The organism is Paenibacillus sp. FSL P4-0113 (assembly GCF_038009305.1).
GTDB lineage: Bacteria > Bacillota > Bacilli > Paenibacillales > Paenibacillaceae > Paenibacillus > Paenibacillus polymyxa_D.
Map to the genome: position 1 here is coordinate 4,254,109 of NZ_JBBPAZ010000001.1, position 18,193 is coordinate 4,272,301.

Consider the following 18,193-nt stretch of genomic DNA (forward strand, 5'->3'; position numbering starts at 1 on the left):
CCAGCTTGCACTTTTAAACATACCTTCTTCATTTGTATGCGTTTTCAATATTTGTCATTAATTTTTTCAGTGCCTCACCTCTCTTTAATTTCATGATAAATTAGACGCGAGGCAGGAACCATACAATGAATTTCGGGAAAAATCATCCTTAAATTATGGATTTTTATACTCCGGCGGCAAACAATTTATCTTTATAGAAATGTATAACCCAATATTTTTTAAGGCTATATGGAATAAGCGGGAAGAATAGTTTCAATTTGTGGTATCATGCCAGTAGGTATTCCACGCATAGGAAAAGTATGACTAATGAAAGGGACTAATAAATGATTTCTCATCGATTGCTTACCTACGAAACAATTAGTCAATTAACTGACCAGATTAATAGAGACCAACACTTGTTATTCTATAGCTATTTAAGTCAACGTAAGGAGCAGGCTAAATTTGTTGGTCAATATATAGACGACAAGCTGACGGCGGTCTTAGCATACTTTTGGGGGCTATCCTTCCCTGCTTTTTCTTTCCATTGCATAAATCGCGAGAAACTTAACTTTCCAGCTCTTATTACTTTTACTGAGGAAATCATTCAACTTAAGAAAAATACTGTTTGTGGTACAATCCTCTGTAATCGTGACCTTGAACTTTTTCAATCTCATGGTCTTATATTGGGTAACCCACAACGTTTTTTAACAATGAAGCATATGGATCAATCGAAACTGCTCGATTCAAACTGGGCTGAGCTAGTTAAGGAAAATGACCTTTCAGATATAGTGGATTTATTACGAAATGGCAGCATGAAATTTTTTACGAGGAGCGAACTCGAACAATATCCTTTCCTTGGGATAAAGGAATGTGGTCATTTTATTGTCGTGGGCGGCTTCCACTTTTATGATTCTAAACTTGTTGAGCTCGGAAACATATACACAAGCCCTACTCACAGAGGGAAAGGCCTAGCAAAGCACTTGACGAGCCAACTTACAAAACTGGGCAGGTCACTTTCATCAGATATCTACCTGGGAGTACTGAAGGAGAACCAAGCCGCTGTATATCTTTACGAGGGCTTAGGCTATGAGATCACGGCTGAGCAAACTATTGTTGATTTTAAGCTATCTATTGATTGACGAATTAGGCCGCTGTCGCGCGCCGGTTGAGAAGTACAACGGAATATAGGTGACTGTTGGTATTAGAGCGGTATCACGCAACCAGAAAAGAAATAGCCCTTAATCCTTGATTTCATTTCTAAATTTCCGGAAATCTTTAGGTGTTCTTTCATGATGTTTTTTAAAAGATTGAATGAAGTGATTTACATGATTGAACCCCACTCTGTGGGCTATTTCAGTTATTGTAGAATCTGTTGAAATTAATAACTCGCTGCTTTTCTTGATACGGTACTTAATTAAATAGTCGTAAGGTGTCATATGAATGGTTCTCTTAAAACTACGAGTGCATTCCGAAATACTTAAATGTGCTACTTCAGCAATTTCTTGCAGTGTTATATTGTCTGAATAGTTTTGATGGATAAAGCTGAGCATCAATTGAAGTCTTTCCTGTTGCAGTTTCATGTGTTTAGGTGCTTCCTCCGAAGAAAGCGAAATGTTAGAAATTATGATGAACCATAATTGTACTGTTTTAATAGAAACCTCATATTCCCATCCCCAGTTTTTTTTCATATCAAATTTCTCTTTCATATCCCAAAGCATTTGCAGTATTTGAATTTGCCATTCAACATCTCCTTTGATTACTAATGACAATAAGAGAGAGTTTGTATAAGGCAGTACATAGTTTTTTTCCATCGCACTATCTGCATAAAAGGCCAGCAGCTTCTCCGGAAAATTAAAACTGACATATTGGCCGTTATGTGTAAGGTGTGTAGTAACGTGAAGAACACCTTTATTAATTAAAATGGCCTGACCTGTTTCTAATTCATGATCAATCCCGTTAACTTGGATTACTAGCTTCCCTTTGGTAACCAAAGTGATTTGTAGTTCCTCATGCCAATGTAGATCGTTGAATCCTCTACCTTCAGGACTACTTGCATGAATAGTATGGGTGTACATGATGTATGGAAATGAAACATCGGGATATAGAATGGTCTCATGCAATTGTTTTTCCATTTTAGCGAGGTCCTTTCTGATGACGATATTTCTATATAAATTAAAGATATAGTTACACAAAATAAATAAAAGTGGTGATATTATTATACCAGATCTTCGGCTTATCATTACAATCCTGTGCACAGGCGATTGGATAAGACCTCTTGGAGGCGTACATGTGAAAATAAATCAATCGTCGTTACCGTTTCATCCGTATATTTTGCTTTTAATCAGCATACTGTCTGTCTCTATCTCATCCATCATGATCAAATCCTCAGATACTCCAACCTCTGTGGCTGGGATGTACAGATTGTATATGTCAGTACTCATAATGCTTCCTTTTGTACCTTGGAAAATGTTCCGTACCTTAGCAATGAACAAAAAAGATTGGATTACCGTTTTCATAGCTGGTCTTTTTCTCGGGTTGCATTTCTTATTCTGGATGGAATCTTTAGTATATACCTCAGTTGCGAGCTCCATGGTCATCTTATCCTTACAGCCTTTATTTGTAATGATGGGTTCATACTTTATGTTCAGAGACCGAACCAACATATTAACCATACTTTGTTTGATCGCCGCTCTTGTCGGTTCAATCATTATTGCTTGGGGAGACATAGGGATTTCGAGAGAGGCATTGATCGGAGATGGATTATCTTTATTGGGAACAATTTTGGTTTCAGCATATATGTTGGCAGGACAGAAAGTAAGTCACAAAATAAATGCAAATTTATATAGTGTTATTGTTTTTTTTATTGGTGGCAGCGTCTTGCTGGTCTACAATTTGTTGAATCATTATTCCTTGATTGAATATGACTCGTTGGAATGGATGTATTTCTTGTTACTTGCAGTAATCCCAACTATTTTTGGACAATATATTTTTAATCTGTTGTTGAAATCAATGGGTGCAACTACGGTCTCAGTTGGTATTATTGGAGAGCCTGTTCTTGCCATAATTCTCGCCTACTTATTCTTGGGAGAAATCATTTCTGCATTTCAATTCATAGGTGGAATCATGACTTTATTCGGTATGGGAATGTATTTTTGGGCAAAATCTTTAAAGTATACTACAGTTGCAAAATATTAAATTTGAAATTGATTTTGGCAAGATATCGGTGTAAAAACTTCGAGTGCGCAAATTACAGAAAGATATGTGGCTGAAGATATTATAGGGGAACAAATTATAGGTGTAGTCAACTTTCCACCTCGACGGATAGCAGGCTTTAACTCAGAGGTATTGGTTCTTGGAGGAATACCCGAAAAGGGGGATGTGATTCTATTGAAACCAGATATCAAACTACCTGATGGAACACCTATTGGGTGATAGAACGCTTGGATAATCTAACAGGACATGATCGTTCAATAGCAAGTTAAAACAGATAGTGGCAGGCTAGGGCTTTATTTTTAAGTCCTAGTCTGCCACTTTTTTATTTGGTCTGTCCAAATTTTATTTGATTTATTATTGGTCTGCACAATTCTCCATACCAGCTATACGCCGTATCCCTATCTGGCTGGGATGCTGCGTGTCCCCTCTGTCATCGGGGAGGCGCAGAGCGGGCACACTGGCGGCGTGCTTGTGCTAGCCGCGCTTGTACGGCGTCCGCTTGTTGTGTCGCGACGCATCCACGCTTTGCAAGCGCCGTCGGTACATTTCCACACAGGCACGTTGATGCGTGGCTCCGCTGGAGACCCTGCCACCGACGAGGTTGTCCGTGCCGTAGCGCTGCCTGGTCCCGGCCTGTTGCTCACGCGGGTCGCTGTGCCAGACGCTGGCGATCCAGCGCCAGCACGGCTGCCATACCCGGAAGCACCCTTCGCTTGGCCGAAGCTACTGCGGCGTGTTTCTGGCTTGGAAGCCTCAGGGGTGACCCCATAGGCTTCCAGCAGGAAGCGTGACACGGCGGCAGGCTTGCCATGATTAGAGGCGGGGGAGGTGATGTATAGCAACTCCTTCGCCCGGGTGACGGCCACGTAAGCGAGGCGGCGCTCTTCTTCAAGCGCTGCATCGTTATCCACAGCTGTAGTTGGGGCGGCGCCTGCCCGCCGATCCTCCGGCAGCTCGCTGTGCAGCGCCGAGCTGTGCGGCAGAATGCCTTCGCTGGCTCCGATCCAATATACGCAAGGGAATTCCAATCCCTTGGCGCGGTGGATCGTCATGAGCCGAACAGCATCGCTGTCTTCCTCTCTGCGCAGCGATTCCATTTGGCGGTGACGCTCGGAAAGCTCGTCCGCAAAGCTGACGAACGCCTCCACAGTGTCAAACCGCTTGGCTGCCGTTTCGAGCTCCTCCAGACTTTCTTGCATCGTTTCCTTATAATGAGTCCACGCGCCCGTATCTCCACTTTCCAAATATTTGTCATAAAAGACGCGCCGCATTTCTTGAATGGCATAGGCAGGTTTCATGGTAGTGAGACTGCGAATCAGACGAATACGCCCTTTCACTTGTTCACGCTGAAAATCACGTAGTCGATCCCAGCGGCTGAGATGAATCAGCGGGTATTTTTTAGCCTGCTGTTTCTCCTCGCGCATAATCCATTCCATCCCAGCCTCACGCGAGACGTACAGCGGCCCAAGGGTGCTCGGAATGGATTCCATACGTCGGGGATTCAGTGACAAGCGCAGGTGATCCATTAAAGGACGAATCAGGGACTGATCGTAAAATACAGCCCCTGCTCCGTACTGAATAAATGGGACATCCCGCATAATTAATTGCTCAAAAATAGATCGGCTTCCACTAGCTGTCCGGTGCAAAATAGCGATATCCCGGTAGCGCAGCCGACCTTCCTCTACCTGCCCGAGTAGATGGGTAACAATATGCCCCGCTTCCTCCTCGGGTCCGGATGGGGTGGCAAACTGCGGTGGCAAGCCTTCACGCCCGGCAGCCGAAAGACGTTTGGAGCGTCGATGAACATTTTTGGCGACAATGTTAGAGCCCAGCCCTAAAATCCGCGCATCGCTGCGATAATTAATATCCAGAGTAATGACCTTTGCATCCTTATAGACCTTGTCAAACTCCAGAATGGATTCCTGGCGTGCCCCATTAAAGGTATAGATCGTCTGATCATCATCCCCCACAACCATCAGATTGCGATGTCGGGCAGCCAACCGCTGCACCATTTCATATTGCAGGGTATTCGTATCCTGAAATTCATCGACCATGATATGTGAAAAACGTCGCTGAAGCGGCTGAAGCACATCCGGGTCACGCAGTAGTGCGGATGCACGCAGCAGAATATCGTCAAAATCCATTTTATTGCGCTCCTGTTTCCACGCTTCATAAGCGAGCATGGCACGCTTGGCATCCGATTCCTCGCGCACAGTTTCCGGCAGCTCGTCTGCGCTGCGCCCTTCCGCTTTCCAGGCGGAGAGGGCAGACAGCAGACTTTCTGGCTGGAAAGCTTCGCTGAGCCCAAGCTGCCGCAGCATCATTTTCATGACGGTATGCTGGGCCTGCGTTTCACCGAACACTTCATCTTGCACGCCGCGATGACGCAGCATCGCCAAAGCGAATGAGTGAAACGTGCGTGCCTGAACTGCACGTGCAGCGGCAGGGCGCACACCGGGCAATCCCGCGATGCGCAGTTTCATCTCGGCAGCTGCCTTGCTGGTGAAGGTCACCAGCAGAATGGACGATGCTGGGACATCCCGCATCGCCATCAGGTAGCCTGCGCGGGCAGCCAGCACTGTGGTTTTGCCGCAGCCAGCCCCTGCAAGGGTCAGAAGGGGGCCTTTGCCGTGGCGGACGGCCTGGATCTGCGGGCGGTTCAGGTGAATGCCGACGTTCTCTAAAGCACGAAAATAGGCCGAGTCTTGGTCGGTGTCGGGCACCAGCGTCATACTGGTATCCATGGAAGCGCGACGTGCCTGAGGGCTCGACGTTGAATAAGGAACCCCGATGGGCCGGGGGTAAAAAGAAGGATTTGGGTCCATAATCCTGAAACCCCTTTCGTTCTTAAAATCTTCCATTTTCACAAATGGGGGTAGTTTTTGGTATGATAGAGTTCTAGTCAGCTTTAGCTGATGATAAGAACAAGGCGATGGACTAAAATAATGCTGAAATTCATGCGGATCTTGCCGGAGCGTCAGAACGTCAATACGTTGACGCCAATGCCTATGGCCTTCAAACAGGCGATATGACCGCATTCCATTATACAGGAGTTCGAGGTTTGCCAACAGAAAAAAACTTTGGGATATACGGACGGTACAGTGAAATCCGGCTGGATATGGGGAGGAAATAATGATGAAGCTGATTCAACGTATAAAGGAAGGCGCAAATCGCGCAACAGAAAAGGCGCAGCATGCTGTCGAGATTAGTAAGATCAATTCACAAATTACAACGATCCAGCAGGAAATGGATGTTCATTTCTTGCGAATGGGTCAAATCTTTTACGAAGGTTATCGCGCATCCGACATGTCGGTGGCAGAAACCGAGATGACACAGCTATCCACTGCTTGTGATGAGCTTCAGGATGAAATCGACGAGCTGCGAGGTAGAATTGCAGAATTGAAGAACGCTCATTTATGCACCTGTGGAGCGGTTGTGCCTCTGGATGCGAACTTTTGCCCCAAATGTGGACGTAAGCTGAATGAAGGACAGGCTGCTTCCAAACAAGTAGCTGCTGTGCGTGAAGAGGTGCCAACGGACGTCTATTCTTGTGATCTGCGCAAGCCAGAGGAAGCGAAGGAACCCGCGCCTGTTTACACGGAGTACGCAGAACATGAAGTAGTGGATCGGCATGAACAGGAACAGGATGAGCGGTATGAAACACACGAACCAGCGGGACTAGACCGAGATTACACAGTGTCTGATTTTACACCGGAGGAAAAAGCGGCATTCGACGCTGAGTGGGAGCGCCGTCGTCAGGAAGATCTGGAGAAAGAACACCGTCGTCTTGAAGAACTGGCACGTGAGCGTGAGCGTCAGGAGGAGCTGGACGAGCGGATTCGATATTGGAAGGCCAACAACTCCGGGGCTGAGAAACCGGCAACGCCATCTGCACAAGTACGTGAAAATGTAAAATGCCAAATCTGCACTGCAGAACTACCCAAAGGGTCCAAGTGGTGCCCGCGTTGCGGAGCTGAACAGATTTGACGCAGCCGAACAGGCTGCTGCAGGACACAGACATAACGCCGGGCAGCATAGGGGGAACAGAATATATGGAGCGTTTGCTGCATCATCTGCGGAATCTGGGTTTTACGGAAATGGAAGCCAAGGTTATGGTCGAGCTTTCGAGGCAAAATGCGGCTTCCGGCTATGAAGTGGCTAAGCGTCTGGGTGCATCACGCTCCAACGTGTACGCGGCTTTACAGCGTTTGGCCGGGCAGGGATACCTCAGAACCAGTGCGGGAGAGCCTGTACGTTACAGCATGCTGCCACCGGCTGAATTGACCCGGATGATCGAAGGACAAATGCAGGAGTCTCTACGCGCAGTGGAGAAGGAAATGCCACGAACAGAACCAACCAAGCCGACCTTTTATAATGCGGAAGGCGATCGGAAGGTACTGGAAAGTCTGACACGTGAATTGGAACGGGCAGAGCATGAGATTGTGTTGGATTTGTGGCGCGAAGAAGCCGAACTGCTGCGGACAGAGTTGGAGAAAGCCGAGAGTCGAGGTGTGCGTCTGCTCTGGTCCTGCGATAACGGGGAAAGCATGATGGGACCGTGGTTACCGCTTAGGTCTGGTACAGACGGACAGGAACCAGCAGGGCGCAAGTTTTCTTTTGTTATTGATCGGCGTTGGTGCATGCTGGGTATGCGGGGAGAGAATTGCCCGACACAGGCACTTATTACCGAGCATCCGGTAATGACAGGCCTGCTGCTTAATCATTTTGCTCAGGATCTTATTCTGTATGAGCTGGAGCATGATATGGGCAGAGAGCTGTCGACCCGGTATGGCTGGCGGTATGAAGGCATTATCGGCAAATATATGTCAGCTGGAGAATAGCTAAAGATTACCGGGTAGGAAGTTCCATCAGTGCCCGGCATATAGATGTAATATAGCCCGCCTTATGAGGCACGAATTGATCCGATGTGATCAGGCGGCGAGTTTTTTCTGGGTTCGGCCCTGACGTAATGCCTTGGGCTTCGATAAAGGGAATATGGCCTTCAAAAAGGGCCAGTGCTTGGTCAAGATCTGCTTCGTACAGTCCGGCTACTTCTTCTTGCTGGAGATGATAAGCTTCCAATGGCTGGTTCGATAGCAGTCCAAACACCGAGCTAATCTCCCGATCCCAAAAAGAGGTGCCCTGGGCGGTACCTTTGCTTTCATACCGAACGGTCATCAGCGGTGTTAATGAGGTAAAGGGAACATGAATGCCCAGTTCTTCCTCCAGCTCGCGAGCCGCCTGAGACATATCTTCGCCTGCCGTCAAATGACCGGCTGCTGTAATATCGTAGCATCCGGGGAAGGTATCCTTCGTATCCTGACGCTGTTGGAATAGCAAGCGACGGCCTGTCGAAGTGTCTCGTGCTAGCCAGCAGTGAAAGGTATGGTGCCAGTATCCCTTGGCATGTGCATCTCGTCGGGAGGCTGTGCCAAGGGGGTTGTCTTCATCGTCGTAGATATCCAGAAGCTCGCTATTCATCGTGGTTCCTCCTATAGTAAGCAGAAATCAAAGGTCTACTTTACAGTATAACGTGTTTTCTGTCCTGACGATATGAAGGCATGTGTGGAATGTGGAGTGGCATTTGGGGTATGCTGGGAACATAAGGATTTGCAACATCACACAGGTTTATGATTGAAAGGAGCGATTTTACATGGAATGTATAGTACATTTTCGAGTCATGCATCCGGAGGAACCCAAGGAACTTCGCGGGTTGATTATGCTGGAAAGCGGGGGCAAGCCGGGGATTGATCAAATTACGGATATGTTCAAAAATATGGGCTATGATGTCCGCCCAGACAATCCGGAGGAATTGATTTTTAAACCAGTCGATGTCAGAGCCAATTATACATATATCCGGGTTATTGAGCTGGACACGGGTGAGGAAGTCTACCAGGAAGATAGGGATTTGCGCGCGATTTTGGAAACTTTGCTGAATAAACGTTAAACGTTAAAGACCAGGAGAACTAATCGATGTAATGAGATAAAGCGATCCTGTCGCCATTCATAGGAACGGAGAACAATGATGAGATTGTATATAATCCGACACGCAGACCCCGATTACCCCAACAACACCATCACGCCGGAGGGGCATTTGGAAGCCCAGGCACTGGCCAAGCGGCTTTCCAGTCACGGACTGGATCGAATTTATGCCTCTCCTTTGGGGAGGGCTTTGGATACGATGCGCTACACCGCCGACTCTCTGGGTATGACTCATGAAGTAGAACACTGGACGCAGGAGCTGGCTCTAAAGCTGGAGGAAACCCCATACGGCCGTCTTTCCCATTGGGATTTGCCTGGTGAAGTGATCCGTTCCGAGTTGCCTCTGCCGACTCATGACTCTTGGCAGGAGATTTCCTATTATCAGGGAACGCAAAGCCCTGAAACCTTCGAGCGACTGAAGCTTCATTCCGATGAGTTCCTGAAACGGCAAGGCTTTGAGCGGGTGGAGGGCAGGTACCGGATTCTGAAGCACACTGAAGATCAGGTGGCCGTATTTTGTCATGGCGGCTTCGGGCTGACCTGGCTTGCTCATCTGTTGGAGCTGCCATTGGCCTTGGTCTGGTCCGGTTTTTGGATGCCGCCTAGCTCCGTAACCACGATCTTGTTTGATGAGCGCTCCCAAGAATGGGCAGTTCCCCGTTGCATCGGCTTCGGTGATGTTTCCCATCTGTACGCTGAGGGCTTGCCCGTCAGACCCCGTGGCATTATCACCAATTTCAACTAATTGGATTTTTTATACCATGCCAAAACGGCTTAAGACGATACACCGTCTTAAGCCGTTTATTGTAGTCATATAAGTGGGTTGAGTCAGCGTGCTTCCACGTACCCTTCCAGCTTGGAAGTGCAATGTGCGCAACGGGTAGCGGCTACAGGAATTTCGGATAGGCAATGTGGACATTCCTTGATCGTTTTTTCCTGAGGAGGTTTTTCTTCCTCTTTCCGTTTCAGCATGTTAATCCCTTTGACCAGCATGAACACACAGAAGGCCACGATCAGAAAGTCCAGCAGGACGTTAATGAACTGACCATAGGCGAGGACCGCAATCCCTGCTTCTTTGGCCTGTACCAAAGTCATGCGTGTACCGTTACCATTTAAAGGATCAGCAGCTTGTAAAGCCACATACAAATCTGGAAAATTCATACCTCCCAGAAGCATACCGATCGGAGGCATAATAATATCGTTTACCACAGAAGTGACAATTTTGCCAAACGCTCCACCGATGATAACACCGACCGCAAGGTCAATCACGTTACCCCGTACAGCGAATTCTTTAAATTCTTTTATAATACCTTTTCCGCTCATGTGAGTGCTCACCTTCTTTGCATAAAATCATTTATCTATAATACATGCTATGTCAATTGAGGGCAATTCCAAATTGATGTATTGCACTATGTCACAAAATCACATGTTCATTTGTCTTCTATATGTAAACCAATAATGGAGGCGATGTATCGTGAGTTTAAGATTCAATCACAGAACAGTGAGTCCTAGTACGTTCAAGGCGATGATGGAGATGGAGAAATATATTTCCGGTCGTTTTACAGACAAAGTATTGTACGAACTACTGAAAATTAGAGTATCCCAAATCAATGGATGTTCCTATTGTCTGGATATGCATGCGAAGGATCTGCTCAAGCTGGGTGATTATGCTGACCACATTTTGCAGCTAGCCTTATGGCGGGAGGTTCCTTTGTTCACGGAAAAAGAACGTGTTATGCTTGAATTAGCCGAAGCGGTTACTCGTATCTCAGAACAAGGGGTACCTACAGATTTGTATAATCGGGTCAGAGAGCATTTTACCGAGGAAGAATACGTAGATTTGATAACTGCAGTTAACGTGATTAACAGTTGGAACCGGATTGCGATTGCAACGGGGATGTATCCGGGCATTCTTTAATGAACAGGGGGCTATGCTTTGACTGGCAAAGAACACAGAATTGAACAAGAATCGGTGGATTTAAATCTGGAGGAGCTGTATCAAAGATATCGCAAATATTCTTTTGCCATTGCTTATCGCATGCTTGGAACGGTTACGGATGCCGAGGATGTCGTTCAAGACTGCTTTGTCGAGCTGAAGAACAAGCCCCTGGATGATATACACAATCCCAAAGCCTATGTAGCCAAAATGACGATGAATCGGTGTCTGAATCTGTTGAACTCTGCACGCAAGCAAAGAGAGACGTATGTGGGACAGTGGCTGCCGGAGCCGTTGGGTGAAAGCGCAGATCTCCCTGCGGATTGGTTAGAGCGTAAAGATATGATATCTTACGCTTTTCTGGTTTTGCTGGAGCAGCTAAAGCCGATAGAGCGGGCTGTTTTTGTGCTGAGGGAAGCTTTTCAATATGATTACAAAGATATTGCAGAATTGCTGGGGAAGACGGAGAGCAACTGTCGTCAGGTGTTCAGTCGCTCCCGTCGTATTCTATCTTCCGGAGAATCTGCTCTTGAGGCTCAGTCCAGTCGTGATGAGAATAACTCTTCCCGTATAAAACTACTAGAACGTTTTACAACAGCTTTTCTCGCCTACGATGTGACTGCTATGCTGGAACTACTGGCTGAACAACCTGTATTTGTATCAGATGGCGGAGGTAATGTGCATACGGTGATGAGGCCAATGGTTGTACGCAAAGGTGTTCTTGCCCTGTTGACTTCTCGTCGGGTATTAACCGTTTTACGAGAAAGAGATGTGTTCCACACCGTCATCAATGGCGAGGTTCAGCTGGCATTTCTGGAAGACGGAAAAGTGAGAGAAACCTTATGTCTCAGACTGACACCGGACGGGGAGCATATTCAGAATTTTTATTTAATGGTTAATCCAGATAAGCTGGGACACATCCATATAGACGAGGATTTTGCAAAAATCCCATAAGCGACTTCCAATGAATAAGATATAGATCGAAATGGTTTAGTTCGTCTATATCTTGCACTCCGGAGCGACTGGAATCGAATTTTTCAAAATCCTGATAGGACAGAAGAAGCTAGTGTAAAAAAATGAACTGCCCAAACATAAAAAACCTTGATTCCTTGCTTAGGATCAAGGTTTTTTGCTGTTTTCATAACTGCCGGGCTTGATGAAGAGCCAGATCGCCTATCCAGGGAAGCTTGAGCCACTTTCCTTGTCCCGCACGAATTAACAAGATAATCCACAAGGCAAGGCCTGCCAGCGTTAGCAGGGAAGCGAAGAAAGGACCGAGTAGGGGGATGAATCCTACCAGCACATGTCCGATCATGAGGGCTACAAAAAGAAGTATGGATTGCAGTGCGTGAAATAATACGAATCGGCTTTTCTTTTCCAGCATGACAAAGGCCAGCGCGCCAATAAAGGCGAACAAATAGCACAGGACAGCTGCTATATTTTCATCCAATCCTGTGGAAGACTTATAGACTGACATGTCAGGCATATCCTCCTTTATAAAAAGATTCAAGCTAAGTCTCCGTACTATACAAGCTATGAGGACAGGATTGAAGGATATGCCCGATCTCGGTAAAAAAAATGGCTCTACACAAAGGATAAGCGGTCAAGCGAGTGGATATACTCGAATTTGGCGATAACCTTTGGACTGCGCTTCTGTCGCATCGCCCACAAGCTTCGCAGATTCGATGTTCGACTGTAGCCAGACGAGCTTGCAGACTCATTGAACCACTTCCACCTTACGAATTGCCTGATAGTCTTTCCCGAGAATCCGTTTCGGTTCCCGCCAAACGTTTTAGAAACGTATTTCTCCAGTTTAAGGACAATTCTTCAACTTCAAGAATTTGCTTAATACCCTCGATATGATTCTTCTCTTGATGCATAATTCGATTGGCAAATGAAACCGTAATTGCTTTCGGATGGCGATGAAGGAGGGATAGTCCGTCGGCTTTAGAGGCAACTCCCTCTTCTAGAACGCGGAAGTAGAATCCCGTGTGGCCTGTTTGCTGTACCTTCAAGGGCATGTCCGGTACGCCGTACTTGATGGACAACTTGTAGCAAGGCTGTCTCGGTTGGCTAACTTGAACGATAGCTTTGCCAAGCTTAAAGACGTCTCCAATGCAAACGTCGGATTCTAGCAAACCCTTTATCGTTAAATTTTCCCCGAACGCGCCGTAATCGAGCGGTCTCCGTAATTCATTTTCCCAGAACGGATAGTGCTCGTAGGGATAGACGCATACAGCTTTCTCTTTACCCCCGTGATGAACTAGATCGCCCTGCCCATCCCCTTCGAAGTTTAGATAAGATAAATACAAATATTCATCTGTGGCCGACTTGAATATCCCCGTAGAAACGTTCTTCTGATTAAACTGGATCTGCTTGGGCATGCCGACATTAAGTGAAAGGATTTTAATAGATGCCATTCGGATCACCCCTACTCCAAATTTTGGTCAACGAGTTTTGCTAGATGCTTCTATATACCGCGTTCCTGCATATGTTCGCCCGCCTGAAGCGAGAATTTCTATGATGACTACGCCTTATTACATTTCGGTAATTCCTCTTTTGACTCTGTTCGTCCTCGTTTCCATTTTACACTCCTCTATGCGCTATTTGCGAATTTTCGATGAGTCTCCGTTAATGGGATAGAGTCCTTTTTGGGCAACTCATCGTTCCGGGAGCGATTTTTCGTTCGAACATACCCGATCTCGGTAAAAAAATGAATTAGAGAATGTGTATAAAAATACGAAAAAGGCTGAACGAAAAGAATTCGTTCAGCCTTTTAAACGGTTATGCACATGTTTTGCACATGTTGTATACACTTTATCCACCACATATTAATGTTTATCCACAGAAATAACATTATTTATACACAAGTTGTGCACAGTCTGTAGATAATATTACGATAATTTATACTTTGCACACAGTTTGTCCACAAACTATCAACATATTGGGTGTAATTGTGGATATACTTTCGTAATTATCGGTCACCAGTTTTTAAATGGCGGCGTGGATGTGTGATTTTACCCATTTTATTCTTGTCATCCTCTTTGGGGATAAGTCGTTCATCGGTACGTCCCTCGTGATGGTTATCAAAGGCATATTCGGTCATTTTCCACTCGGAAGTACCCAAAACTACATCAGCGGGAAAATGCTGGCCTCTGTGCAAATGCTGCTCATGTCCATCCTCATCAATATAAACACCGTCCACTTCTACCTTATCACCCGTTAGTGGGAGTAAATCCTTTCCTTTGCGTTCCATTGGTATCCCCTCCGTCTGGCTTATTCTCCGTTAATTTGTCCGGACGGAGGTTCTTTTATCCACAAGCTGATGCAAAATATCCTCGGCAATTTGGTCTGCGGGATGAGGTTTGCGAAGTAGCTTAATCGCCTGCGTCATCTCTCCAGCAAGAGAGGGGATGGAAATCAGGTCGAGACAATGCTGAATCAGCTCCTCCGTAGTGCGAGCAATCCGAGCAGCTCCTTTTTGCTGCAAATATAGAGCATTATTTAGCTCCTGACCGGGTACGGGCTTGAACACAAGAATAGGCAAACCGGATGCAATGCTTTCTGAGAGTGTAATGCCGCCCGGCTTCGTAATCACCAGATTGCTCGCACGCATAAGTGCTGGAACAAAGTCCACGAATCCATAGGTGTAAATGTCCGGGTAGTCTGCATACAGCGCATCCAATTCTGCCTTCAGTTGCTGGTTACGACCGCAGACGATGAGTAGCCGCAACTGAGGAAGCTGGCTTAATTGCTGACAGATATCCATTATGCCGGATAGCACACCATAGGCGCCAGCCATAATGAGTAGCGTAGTAGTCTCAGCCTGTAGGGGTGGGATTAGCTGTTCTTGAACAGGCGCTTCGTCGGCAGACATGTTATAAAAAGAAGCGTGGATCGGAATGCCCGTCGCGGCAATGCGTTCGATCGGTATTCCCCGCTGGGCAGCTTCCTGCTGCATATCCTCAGTGGCTACATAGTAGCGGTCAATATCGGGATGCAGCCAGCGCCCATGCAGATCGAAATCCGTAACCACGTTGACAATCGGCAAATGCATTCCCATTTTGCGACGTAACGCCGGAAGCGCGAGCTGCGGGAATGTATGTACTACGAGGTCGGGCAACTCCTTTTTCAGTGTGAGCGTAAGTTGACGCATTCCGAATGAATGCAACACATGGCCGAAGGCCGATGTAGCCTGCATACCGCGCGTGATGTTATAGACCCATCCGTAAAGCTGTGGAATGGTTTTGAAGCTTTGCATATATACAAATTTGGTCAGACTGTTCAACCAGGGATGAGATTCAGCCATTAGGTCAAGTAGTCGTACCTCGCAGTGTCCGAGTCTTCGCAAACTGTCCTTAATTGCCCGGGCGGCCTGTACATGGCCTTCCCCGTAACTGGCGTACAATATTAGAATTTTTGGTGGTAAGACTTCCATGATTGTTTAGCCCCCTATATTCAATAAGCACATTGAAGCTCATTTCAGGAACGTTCCAAGTTGAGGGAGGATACGGCTGGCAAAACGTAACGCTCCAGCAGTGTTCGCGGACTTTTCCAACGGCTCACCTTGCTGTCTGCTGTAAATACCGCGACTGCGTTCGCTTCTGGCACAAGATAAATTTGCTGTCCTCCATGTCCGTGTGCACACGCGTAGTTGATGCCGTGGAGTCGTCCTGTCCACCATTGGAATCCGTAATCCCCGAATTCTGGATAGCCTTCGACCTGTCGCTGTGTCGCCTGATGCAGCCAATCGGCCGGTATCAATTCTTTTCCGTTCCAGCTGCCTTGATGAAGGCAGCAGTCGCCGAATTTAGCCATGTCACGCGATGTCAGATATAGCCCGATATGTCCCATGGTGTAGCCCTCTGGATCTTGTGCCCAACCACTTCTCCCAAAACCTAAGGGTTCGAACAGATGCTGGAGAGCGTACGTATAGGCGTCAATCCCACAACAATGGGTCAGTAGCACGGACAGCAAGTGCGAGTCAACACTGCGATATTGGAATACACCGAGTTGATCCTCCTGTACAGGTAAGCGCAGGGCAAAGGACGGCCAGCTTTTGCTGCGATGAAAACGGTGGATAAAAGCTTCTCCGAGCTTTTTGCCTGTCTGCCAATACAAGCCGGATGTCATGGTCAACAGATGGCGAATCGTAATCTGCTCTAGCAGTGTTTCCTTCCGCCTAGGTAAATACTCAGGCAACAGCTTATGTACAGCCGTCTCTGGCCCGGGCATATCACCGCGAGCCATAGCTATGCCGATGAGCGTGGAAGTGAAGCTTTTGGTCGCGGATCGCAAATCGTTCAGAGAGCTTGCTTCATGACCGTTGTAATAGCGTTCCCAGATCAGTTTACCGTGGCGCAGCAGCAGGAAGCTGTGCATTTTAGGAAACTTGGCTTGAACTTCACGGTCTGCCTGATCAAGTAAGGAGGCATTGATGCCCTCCTCTTCACAAGTTCCTATGTTCAGGGCAGACATACGGGCAACAGGTGCAGTGAACAGCGGAGCATAGCGGCTCATCCTTTTCCCTCCTTGTTATGTTTATTTATTTTACCCCAAACACATACACTCCAAAAACCGATAAATAAGGTATACCCTCTGTGCAACAGCTGATGTAGTACCCCAAATGACATGATGCGTAAAAGATAGGTAAAATCAATGTAAATTTACTGGAAAGCTGAAAGCTGTATCTGAATATGTTATAATGGGGTAGTGATTCAGCCAAAAGAAAATCGGTTAATACAAGTGTCAGGTACATGCCTGCCTAAGGCGTTCCCGACCTAAGCTGCAATTAGACATACTACTTCACTGCATAAGGACATCAATACTTTTCGGCATTCTCTTCAACGGAGCACTTATTTTCAACGTTTTGGGAGGGAGTTACATGGCAACGAAAGGTCACAATGAAGTAAAGGAAAGTCTGCGGGAAATGACTCGAATTTTCCGGCCTAAGGATCCCAAAAAATTTGTAAAGGAATATGTGCGAAAATACCGGATTACAGGAGGGTATGAGGAAGAGTTGACCATGGTGGTGGAAAACGAACTCGGTCGCATAAATTCTTCAGTATCTTAAAGGGTTCGATTACCCGAAAAACTAGAAATACGACTTTTATAAACCGTCTATCCACAGAGGAGACGGTTTTTTTGTGTCTGCCCTGCATACAATGGGATAGGTTTAGTGTATTTGTATGCTCAAAGGAGGCGGATTCCAATAGAGATAGCGATACGAACACCGGAGGAAATCGGCTACATGAGGGAGGCCGGGCGTATTTTAGCAGATTGTCATCGTACGCTGGAAAGTCGTATTCTTCCGGGAATCACAACGCTTGAAATCGACGCTTGGGTGGAGCAGTTTTTAAACAAGCGCGGAGCCACGCCTGAACAAAAGGGCTATAAAGGTTTCCCTTATGCCACCTGCGCTTCGGTCAATGAGGTGGTGTGCCATGGTTTTCCCTCGGAGCGGGTGCTTCATGATGGGGATATTGTGACCATCGACATTGTGGTTAACAAGGACGGTTGGCTGGCTGACCGAGGATGGACCTATGCGGTAGGTAACATTAGCCGCCCGGTAGCGAGACTGTTGCGGCAGACCCATAAGGCACTGATGCGCGGTATAGAGGTTGCCCGCCCGGGGAGGACATTGGGGGATATCGGGCATGCTGTGGAAAAAGCGGCAGGCTGGCGGCGGTTCGGCAACGTCAAGCCTCTGATCGGGCATGGCATTGGCCGCCAAATGCATGAGCCGCCAGAGGTTCTGCACTACGGTCGTCCCAAAACGGGATTACCCCTGCGCGAAGGGATGGTGATTACCATCGAGCCGGTATTTACGCTAGGAACCGAGGGGGCCGTGCTCTGGGGGGACGATGGCTGGACCATCAGCACAGCAGACGGCAGTTGGGGAGCCCAATACGAGCACACGATTGCGATTACAAAGAACGGCCCTTATATTTTGACCTCGTAAAAGCGAGTTGTGCCATAGGGAGTCAATGTGCGGGTCCTTTGCATAAGGCTCTCTAGGTAAGTTTTTTTCAGGATGATGCATTCATCGGAAACAGCCATCACAATTCCCGCCACTTTGCCGTC

The 18,193-nt window shown here is 46.9% G+C and carries 19 protein-coding genes and 1 pseudogene; 11 read left to right on the forward strand and 9 right to left on the reverse strand.

Annotated elements, in window-relative coordinates:
* Positions 1-323 precede the first annotated feature (323 nt).
* On the forward strand, positions 324-1,118 hold the full coding sequence (locus MKX46_RS18440) for a GNAT family N-acetyltransferase (RefSeq protein WP_340884233.1): 795 nt from the start codon (positions 324-326) through the stop codon (positions 1,116-1,118).
* Between the two features lie 99 nt (positions 1,119-1,217).
* On the opposite strand, the gene MKX46_RS18445 is transcribed toward MKX46_RS18440, so the two are convergent.
* On the reverse strand, positions 1,218-2,111 hold the full coding sequence (locus MKX46_RS18445; protein WP_318627621.1) for an AraC family transcriptional regulator: 894 nt from the start codon (positions 2,109-2,111) through the stop codon (positions 1,218-1,220).
* Positions 2,112-2,268: 157 nt separating this feature from the next.
* Here MKX46_RS18445 and MKX46_RS18450 point away from each other — a divergent pair, with 157 nt between their 5' ends.
* Both MKX46_RS18450 and MKX46_RS18455 read left to right on the forward strand, forming a co-directional pair.
* Complete coding sequence (locus MKX46_RS18450; protein WP_341071601.1) at positions 2,269-3,174, forward strand: DMT family transporter; 906 nt, start codon at positions 2,269-2,271, stop codon at positions 3,172-3,174.
* Positions 3,170-3,411 (forward strand): annotated as a pseudogene (locus MKX46_RS18455) (tRNA-binding protein); the annotation flags it as partial. The gene MKX46_RS18450 and the pseudogene MKX46_RS18455, both read left to right, overlap by 5 nt.
* A gap of 179 nt (positions 3,412-3,590) precedes the next feature.
* Here the strand turns inward: MKX46_RS18455 and MKX46_RS18460 are convergent.
* Positions 3,591-6,017, reverse strand: a complete 2,427-nt coding sequence (locus MKX46_RS18460; protein ID WP_341071602.1) for a UvrD-helicase domain-containing protein — start codon at positions 6,015-6,017, stop codon at positions 3,591-3,593.
* 310 nt (positions 6,018-6,327) lie between these two features.
* On the opposite strand from MKX46_RS18460, the gene MKX46_RS18465 reads away from it, so the two are divergent.
* Both MKX46_RS18465 and MKX46_RS18470 read left to right on the forward strand, forming a co-directional pair.
* On the forward strand, positions 6,328-7,179 hold the full coding sequence (locus tag MKX46_RS18465; protein ID WP_341071603.1) for a zinc ribbon domain-containing protein: 852 nt from the start codon (positions 6,328-6,330) through the stop codon (positions 7,177-7,179).
* A gap of 65 nt (positions 7,180-7,244) precedes the next feature.
* A complete protein-coding gene (locus tag MKX46_RS18470; protein ID WP_029515951.1) occupies positions 7,245-8,033 on the forward strand; it encodes a TrmB family transcriptional regulator in 789 nt (262 codons plus the stop codon).
* 7 nt (positions 8,034-8,040) lie between these two features.
* Here the strand turns inward: MKX46_RS18470 and MKX46_RS18475 are convergent, their stop codons facing one another.
* Complete coding sequence (locus MKX46_RS18475) at positions 8,041-8,673, reverse strand: NUDIX hydrolase (protein ID WP_307352099.1); 633 nt, start codon at positions 8,671-8,673, stop codon at positions 8,041-8,043.
* A 172-nt stretch (positions 8,674-8,845) separates the two neighbouring features.
* Here MKX46_RS18475 and MKX46_RS18480 point away from each other — a divergent pair, with 172 nt between their 5' ends.
* Both MKX46_RS18480 and MKX46_RS18485 read left to right on the forward strand, forming a co-directional pair.
* Positions 8,846-9,139 carry a hypothetical protein gene (locus MKX46_RS18480; RefSeq protein WP_029515949.1) on the forward strand — a complete coding sequence of 98 codons (294 nt, stop codon included), beginning with the start codon at positions 8,846-8,848 and terminating at the stop codon, positions 9,137-9,139.
* Positions 9,140-9,217: 78 nt separating this feature from the next.
* On the forward strand, positions 9,218-9,919 hold the full coding sequence (locus tag MKX46_RS18485; RefSeq protein WP_029515948.1) for a histidine phosphatase family protein: 702 nt from the start codon (positions 9,218-9,220) through the stop codon (positions 9,917-9,919).
* A gap of 83 nt (positions 9,920-10,002) precedes the next feature.
* Here the strand turns inward: MKX46_RS18485 and mscL are convergent, their stop codons facing one another.
* Positions 10,003-10,497, reverse strand: a complete 495-nt coding sequence (gene mscL, locus MKX46_RS18490) for a large conductance mechanosensitive channel protein MscL (RefSeq protein ID WP_341071604.1) — start codon at positions 10,495-10,497, stop codon at positions 10,003-10,005.
* A gap of 151 nt (positions 10,498-10,648) precedes the next feature.
* On the opposite strand from mscL, the gene MKX46_RS18495 reads away from it, so the two are divergent.
* Both MKX46_RS18495 and MKX46_RS18500 read left to right on the forward strand, forming a co-directional pair.
* Positions 10,649-11,092 (forward strand): carboxymuconolactone decarboxylase family protein, encoded by a 444-nt coding sequence (locus MKX46_RS18495; RefSeq protein WP_039270408.1) that lies wholly within the window; start codon positions 10,649-10,651, stop codon positions 11,090-11,092.
* Positions 11,093-11,110: 18 nt separating this feature from the next.
* Complete coding sequence (locus MKX46_RS18500) at positions 11,111-12,064, forward strand: sigma-70 family RNA polymerase sigma factor (protein ID WP_341071605.1); 954 nt, start codon at positions 11,111-11,113, stop codon at positions 12,062-12,064.
* A gap of 184 nt (positions 12,065-12,248) precedes the next feature.
* Here the strand turns inward: MKX46_RS18500 and MKX46_RS18505 are convergent, their stop codons facing one another.
* From MKX46_RS18505 to MKX46_RS18525, 5 genes are all read right to left on the reverse strand, one after another.
* Complete coding sequence (locus MKX46_RS18505) at positions 12,249-12,587, reverse strand: DUF4870 domain-containing protein (protein ID WP_029515944.1); 339 nt, start codon at positions 12,585-12,587, stop codon at positions 12,249-12,251.
* A gap of 259 nt (positions 12,588-12,846) precedes the next feature.
* Positions 12,847-13,530, reverse strand: a complete 684-nt coding sequence (locus MKX46_RS18510) for an MOSC domain-containing protein (protein ID WP_029515943.1) — start codon at positions 13,528-13,530, stop codon at positions 12,847-12,849.
* A gap of 554 nt (positions 13,531-14,084) precedes the next feature.
* The gene (locus tag MKX46_RS18515; RefSeq protein ID WP_029515942.1) at positions 14,085-14,366 is read right to left on the reverse strand and encodes a hypothetical protein; all 282 of its coding nucleotides are present in this window, start codon (positions 14,364-14,366) and stop codon (positions 14,085-14,087) included.
* 30 nt (positions 14,367-14,396) lie between these two features.
* Positions 14,397-15,548 carry an MGDG synthase family glycosyltransferase gene (locus MKX46_RS18520; RefSeq protein ID WP_029515941.1) on the reverse strand — a complete coding sequence of 384 codons (1,152 nt, stop codon included), beginning with the start codon at positions 15,546-15,548 and terminating at the stop codon, positions 14,397-14,399.
* Positions 15,549-15,592: 44 nt separating this feature from the next.
* Entirely contained in the window at positions 15,593-16,630 is a 1,038-nt protein-coding gene (locus MKX46_RS18525) for a serine hydrolase domain-containing protein (RefSeq protein ID WP_341071606.1), read from the reverse strand.
* Positions 16,631-16,994: 364 nt separating this feature from the next.
* On the opposite strand from MKX46_RS18525, the gene MKX46_RS18530 reads away from it, so the two are divergent.
* Both MKX46_RS18530 and map read left to right on the forward strand, forming a co-directional pair.
* Positions 16,995-17,183, forward strand: coding sequence for a hypothetical protein (locus MKX46_RS18530; RefSeq protein WP_007428354.1), 189 nt, complete (start codon positions 16,995-16,997; stop codon positions 17,181-17,183).
* Positions 17,184-17,288: 105 nt separating this feature from the next.
* Positions 17,289-18,071: a type I methionyl aminopeptidase gene (map, locus tag MKX46_RS18535; protein WP_080658580.1), complete on the forward strand. Its 783-nt coding sequence runs from the start codon at positions 17,289-17,291 to the stop codon at positions 18,069-18,071.
* Positions 18,072-18,193 lie beyond the last annotated feature (122 nt).

Coding starts and splice junctions, on each gene's coding strand:
- MKX46_RS18475 (WP_307352099.1), bottom strand. CDS start 8,673: ATGAATAGCGAGCTTCTGGATATCTACGACGATGAAGACAACCCCCTT.
- MKX46_RS18515 (WP_029515942.1), bottom strand. CDS start 14,366: ATGGAACGCAAAGGAAAGGATTTACTCCCACTAACGGGTGATAAGGTA.
- MKX46_RS18465 (WP_341071603.1), top strand. CDS start 6,328: ATGAAGCTGATTCAACGTATAAAGGAAGGCGCAAATCGCGCAACAGAA.
- MKX46_RS18520 (WP_029515941.1), bottom strand. CDS start 15,548: ATGGAAGTCTTACCACCAAAAATTCTAATATTGTACGCCAGTTACGGG.
- mscL (WP_341071604.1), bottom strand. CDS start 10,497: ATGAGCGGAAAAGGTATTATAAAAGAATTTAAAGAATTCGCTGTACGG.
- MKX46_RS18530 (WP_007428354.1), top strand. CDS start 16,995: ATGGCAACGAAAGGTCACAATGAAGTAAAGGAAAGTCTGCGGGAAATG.
- MKX46_RS18510 (WP_029515943.1), bottom strand. CDS start 13,530: ATGGCATCTATTAAAATCCTTTCACTTAATGTCGGCATGCCCAAGCAG.
- MKX46_RS18525 (WP_341071606.1), bottom strand. CDS start 16,630: ATGAGCCGCTATGCTCCGCTGTTCACTGCACCTGTTGCCCGTATGTCT.
- MKX46_RS18485 (WP_029515948.1), top strand. CDS start 9,218: ATGAGATTGTATATAATCCGACACGCAGACCCCGATTACCCCAACAAC.
- MKX46_RS18480 (WP_029515949.1), top strand. CDS start 8,846: ATGGAATGTATAGTACATTTTCGAGTCATGCATCCGGAGGAACCCAAG.
- MKX46_RS18505 (WP_029515944.1), bottom strand. CDS start 12,587: ATGTCAGTCTATAAGTCTTCCACAGGATTGGATGAAAATATAGCAGCT.
- MKX46_RS18460 (WP_341071602.1), bottom strand. CDS start 6,017: ATGGACCCAAATCCTTCTTTTTACCCCCGGCCCATCGGGGTTCCTTAT.
- MKX46_RS18470 (WP_029515951.1), top strand. CDS start 7,245: ATGGAGCGTTTGCTGCATCATCTGCGGAATCTGGGTTTTACGGAAATG.
- MKX46_RS18440 (WP_340884233.1), top strand. CDS start 324: ATGATTTCTCATCGATTGCTTACCTACGAAACAATTAGTCAATTAACT.
- MKX46_RS18445 (WP_318627621.1), bottom strand. CDS start 2,111: ATGGAAAAACAATTGCATGAGACCATTCTATATCCCGATGTTTCATTT.